Annotated in this window: 5 protein-coding genes and 1 pseudogene; 3 read left to right on the forward strand and 3 right to left on the reverse strand. The window is 65.8% G+C overall.

What is annotated here, in order from left to right:
* On the forward strand, nucleotides 1-704 hold a 704-nt coding region (locus tag WB785_RS02135; protein WP_424077051.1), incomplete at its 5' end, for a sensor domain-containing protein.
* A 9-nt stretch (nucleotides 705-713) separates the two neighbouring features.
* Here the strand turns inward: WB785_RS02135 and WB785_RS02140 are convergent.
* Genes WB785_RS02140 through WB785_RS02150 form a run of 3 tightly spaced genes read right to left on the reverse strand, consistent with a single transcriptional unit; the run spans nucleotide 714 to nucleotide 3,213 of the window.
* Nucleotides 714-1,307: a DUF4333 domain-containing protein gene (locus tag WB785_RS02140; RefSeq protein WP_424077052.1), complete on the reverse strand. Its 594-nt coding sequence runs from the start codon at nucleotides 1,305-1,307 to the stop codon at nucleotides 714-716.
* A gap of 11 nt (nucleotides 1,308-1,318) precedes the next feature.
* Complete coding sequence (locus WB785_RS02145; protein ID WP_424077053.1) at nucleotides 1,319-2,749, reverse strand: neutral zinc metallopeptidase; 1,431 nt, start codon at nucleotides 2,747-2,749, stop codon at nucleotides 1,319-1,321.
* 47 nt (nucleotides 2,750-2,796) lie between these two features.
* Entirely contained in the window at nucleotides 2,797-3,213 is a 417-nt protein-coding gene (locus WB785_RS02150; RefSeq protein ID WP_424077054.1) for a WhiB family transcriptional regulator, read from the reverse strand.
* A gap of 142 nt (nucleotides 3,214-3,355) precedes the next feature.
* Between WB785_RS02150 and WB785_RS02155 the strand changes: the two genes are divergently transcribed.
* Together WB785_RS02155 and WB785_RS02160 are read left to right on the forward strand one after the other, a co-directional pair.
* Nucleotides 3,356-4,114: a helix-turn-helix domain-containing protein gene (locus WB785_RS02155; protein ID WP_424077055.1), complete on the forward strand. Its 759-nt coding sequence runs from the start codon at nucleotides 3,356-3,358 to the stop codon at nucleotides 4,112-4,114.
* Nucleotides 4,111-4,553 (forward strand): annotated as a pseudogene (locus WB785_RS02160) (C40 family peptidase); the annotation flags it as partial. The gene WB785_RS02155 and the pseudogene WB785_RS02160, both read left to right, overlap by 4 nt.

Consider the following 4,553-nt stretch of genomic DNA (forward strand, 5'->3'; position numbering starts at 1 on the left):
CCATCACGGTGGCAGTGGCCGCATCAAGCGCAGGGCACAACGATTCGCCAGCCGTATCCGGCGGCATTCCGGTTCCTGCCCCACCGACTAAATCCAGCTCTCCGACCACACCGGCGGCGCCGGTTGCTCCGCCTCACGTCCGCACGATCGGCGACGACGCACTGCCCACGCTGCTGCCTGATCCCGCCTATGTCGGTCAAGTCATGGGCACTGCGGGCCTGGAGGCGATCGACAAACTGTCCGGTCCGGGTATGTTCACCGACCAGGCCGATCCGGCTCAATGCGTCGGGTTAGTCATCCCGGCGAACGAAAATGCTTACGCAGGCTCGGGGTCGCGCGCCACCTACGTCCAGGCGCTGCATGATCAAAGGAGGACGACGGTTTTCAATGCCGTGACCACCTTCGGGACAGCTGCGATGGCCGGCGACCTCGTCGCTGCGCAGGCCAGCACCTGGCAGACGTGCCGATCGGCGCCAATCGTGCTGGGCCCCGGCCACGACAACCCCACGACATGGACGGTCGAAGGCGTCTCACGACAAGGCAGCACCTTGACAGCCCGCGTCTCCGCAGCGGGCGGTCTGACCTGCCAGCGCGCCATGACGTCGAAGAACAACGTCGTCATTGATGTGACCACCTGCAACGCGAACCCGTCGAACGAGGCGGTAACCCTCGCAGCGGCAATCGCCAAGCGCGTCACCCAGTAACTGTGCTGGTTACTCGGGACGCCCGACCGAGTAGGTGCCATTGTCGCCGACGAATGTGACGGTCGCCTGTGCCTGGTGGCCATTGATGGTGAGGTCGCAGGTGAACGTCGCGTGTTTGACGATGGTGGGGTCGACGCCGTGGTTGCACACGACGTCTTTGACGCCGGCCAGCCCGTAGCCGGTAGCGGGGTCGGCGAGCACGTTCCGTACGCCGGCCTGCGCCGCGGTGATGTTGAGTTTGTCGGCGGTCAGGGATTTGATCGGGCCTACGCGCAGGACCAGCAGGACGGCCGCGACGCTCAACCCAACAGCACCGATGGCAAGTACCGCCCACAGCGAGCCGTGACCGCGCCGCGCAAGGGGAATCGGCGGAGGCGCGACCGGGTATTGGCCGCGTTGGTGCCGGTAGGCGCCGACGGCGTAACCGCTTGGCGCCGGCCGGGCCGGTGGATACGGCGGCACCACCGGGGTCGTCGTCTCATCAGGCGCACCATGCGAGGAAGCGATGACGACGGTCTTGTCGGGGTCGACGGCTGGCGGCTGGCGGCGGACCACCTCGGTCCGTTCGGGGTCGTCGCCACTCCCCCACTGCGTCGGAGTCATAAGGATGCCTTTCAGCCCGGGAAGTCCGTGTAGCACCGGTCGGCGTTGTCGTTGGTGAGACCGGCGCGGAAGGCCGCGATTCGATTAAACCCGGCGGGCACCGTCGTCCCGTCGACGTCGCTGGCCGCCAGGCCGTTGCCGAGCAGGCCCGCCACCGCCTGGTCGATGTCGCGCGACGTCAAAGGTGTTGTCGGGTCCGCTGTTTCGGCTAGATGTCGCTCCACGCTGCCGGTCAGACAAGCTGTACGCAACGCGGTCCCGACGGATTTCGTCGGTAGGCCACGATCGTGCTGAACCGCCAGCGCGTATCGGGAGATCAGAGCCGACATCGCCGTGTTGGTCCCCTGCAGTAGCACGTAGTCGTGACGCTCATCGCCGGGCTCGCCGAGTGTCTGCAACGCAGGTAGGTCGACGTACACGGTGTTCGACGCCGGACAATACGACACCGGCTTGGTCGCGTCCGCTCCCCCACACGCGGCCGGCTGCATTGACAACGTCGGCGGGGTCTTGGGGCCAAAGATCGTGCCGAGTTCATCGACGAGTTGGCGAACGCTGGTCTCGGTTATCGGCTTGTCCGCCTTGCGTTTGCTGGCCGCGGGCTGTAGCACGTCGGGCAGCTGGTTGCGGCGCTGCTGGATGGACTCTGCGGTGATCTCTGCGCACGCGATCGCGCCCGAGGTGAAGCCGGTCTGGAATGCCGCGACGCGGTCTAACGCCGTGCCGTGCCCTTCCGGATTGTTGGCCCGCACCGAGGCGGGATCGCGGCTGGTGATGATGCCGGCCAGCACCTTGTTCAAACCATCGCCGGTGTCGAGGGTGAACCGGGGTGACTTGCCCTCGGCGACCCAACGCAGGTAGTCGCCGCCGAAGCAGTCCGCCTGCTGTTCGGCGACCAGCACGGTACTCGATCGCTTGACCAGATGGGCCATGCGTTGGATTGCATGTCCGTACTCATGGCTCAGCACCCCGGTTACAGCCATGTCGCCGAAGTACTTCTGCACCGTCGGCAAGAACACGCCGCGATCCCAGGCAATCAGCCAGTCACTTCCACAGAAGAAGGCATTGATGAGCTTGTAGGTGTCGTTGCCGCAGATCACCGGCGATGACCGATCGTGGGAGTCGTAGGAGTACAACTCCTTCACCGGCTCATACTGTCCTGACAAAGTGCGGGGAAAGTTCGCCTGCCAGTATGCCTCGATATCCTGCACCGACAGGGCCGCCAGCCTGTCGATCGATCCCTCTTGTCCCCCATGGACTTTCAGGGTCGGCGCCGGTGCGCCGGGACGTGCACCGCTGGCCACGTCGGTCACCGGCAACCCGCCCGCGGTCGCGGGATCGTAGATCGGCGACACGGCCCGGCCGGCCACGGTGTCATGGCAACTGGTCAGCAACGCACAACTTGCGGCCAGCACCAGGGCTAACCGAGACCAACTTCGTAGCACCCGCCTATTTCATCACGGCTAAAGGCGCGCCCAGCACGGGAAAATGGTCAGGCGGCCGACCGAGGCCCGGCCTCGCGGATGGGCAGATGAAACACCGTGGCGGTCACTGGAACAGCGTCGCCCTCGCGCCGCGACAGCAGCGCGGCGTTTTCGGGCAGCTGCCGTGAGTTGATCTCACCGGCCGCGATCTGGCGCAGCAGGTCGTGCGCCTTCGCCAGCTGCTCACGCTTGCGGTACTGGCCGCCGGGCAGTTTGATTCCCGCCCAAACGCCGTACTCCTCGCGGTTCTCGACCGCGTATCGCGCGCACAACCGCTGTTGCGCCAGTGGGCACCGCCGCAGGCACAGCAGCCGCGCCTCCGTGGCCGACTGCTCATAAGCGCGAGCCTTGGCGGCACCGTCGCCGCCGTCGTCATCGGCGTAGCCGAACCACAATTCCGGGTTGACCGAACATGGATGCCCCATCAGTCCGCCTCCTTCATGCCAAAACGTATGCAGAAGCGTATACACACAGAAGCCTGGTTGGCAAGAGAAACGTGACAAAAACGTATATACCCGACCCGACCTGGGCGGCTGTGTACTATCCGAATATGGCCGGAGCGCTGCGGTGAGCCGCGAATCGGCAGGTGCAGCAGTCCGAGAGCTGCGCGAGTCGCGCGACTGGTCGCTGGCCGACTTCGCCTCGGCCACCGGTGTGAGCATCATGGGCCTGAGCTACCTGGAGCGAGGAGCCCGCAAGCCGCACAAAAGCACAGTTCAGAAGGTAGAAAATGGGCTCGGGCTGCCGCCGGGCACCTACTCTCGGCTCGTGGTCGCCGCGGATCCGGCGGCCGAGCTCGAGCGCCTGACCGCGGTCACGCCGGCAGAACCGCCGCCTGCTCGGTCCACCGGTTCCATCGTCGTGGACCGGCACATCGACACCGAGGTGCTCGAGGGATATGCCGAAGCTCAGCTCGACGCGCTCAACTCGGTGATCGAGCGGCTGCCTGCGACGACATCAAACGAATATGAGTCGTATATTCTCTCTGTGATCGGTCAGTGCGTGAAGGCTGAGATGCTCGCCGCCAACTCTTGGCGGGTGGCTGTCAACGCCGACGCAGCTTCGGCGGGACGGCTTATGCGGCATCTGCAGGCGTTGGAGACGACGCGCGGCGCGCTTTTGGAGCGCATGCCGATGAGCCTGAGTGCCCGGTTCGACCGTGCATGCGCGCGGTCGTCGCTGCCGGAACCAATCATCGCGGCACTGCTCGGAGTCACGCCGGCGGAAATGTGGGACATCCGGAATCGGGGAGTGATTCCGCCGGGAGCGCTGCCGCGCGTTCGGGCTTTCGCCGACGAGGACGACGGTCTAGGGGAGGGGCATTGAGCGGAAACGAACTGTCGGCATTGAGCCGCGCGCACCAACTATTCGCCGGCACGCCAAGCGGCGTAACGCTGGACGCAGACCTAGCGCACTACGACAGTTTGTTGCGGCGCGCAGCGGGCATGGATACCGGTGGGGGACAGGAGCGTTACCAGTCCGATGTAGACCAGAGGCGGGCCGCCCTGCGGTCGGCTGTCAGCACCGACGCGGCGCTCGCAGGCACGGCGACTCAAGCGCACCGCGATCACACCAATGCCCGTGCCCTGACCAAGAATGTGCTCGACGAAGCCCGCGCCGATACCACGATACCGACAACACCGATCGCGCAGCGCGAGGCGATGCGCCGTCGGGCTGCGCGGCTGCGGGCGCAACAAGCGCATGTGTTGTCGGCTCGCCAGCAGGCACGCCGGCATCGGGCGGCGTTGCGCGCGTTGCGCTATCG

It is taken from the genome of Mycobacterium sp., from assembly GCF_049585075.1.
Classification (GTDB): Bacteria; Actinomycetota; Actinomycetes; order Mycobacteriales; family Mycobacteriaceae; genus Mycobacterium.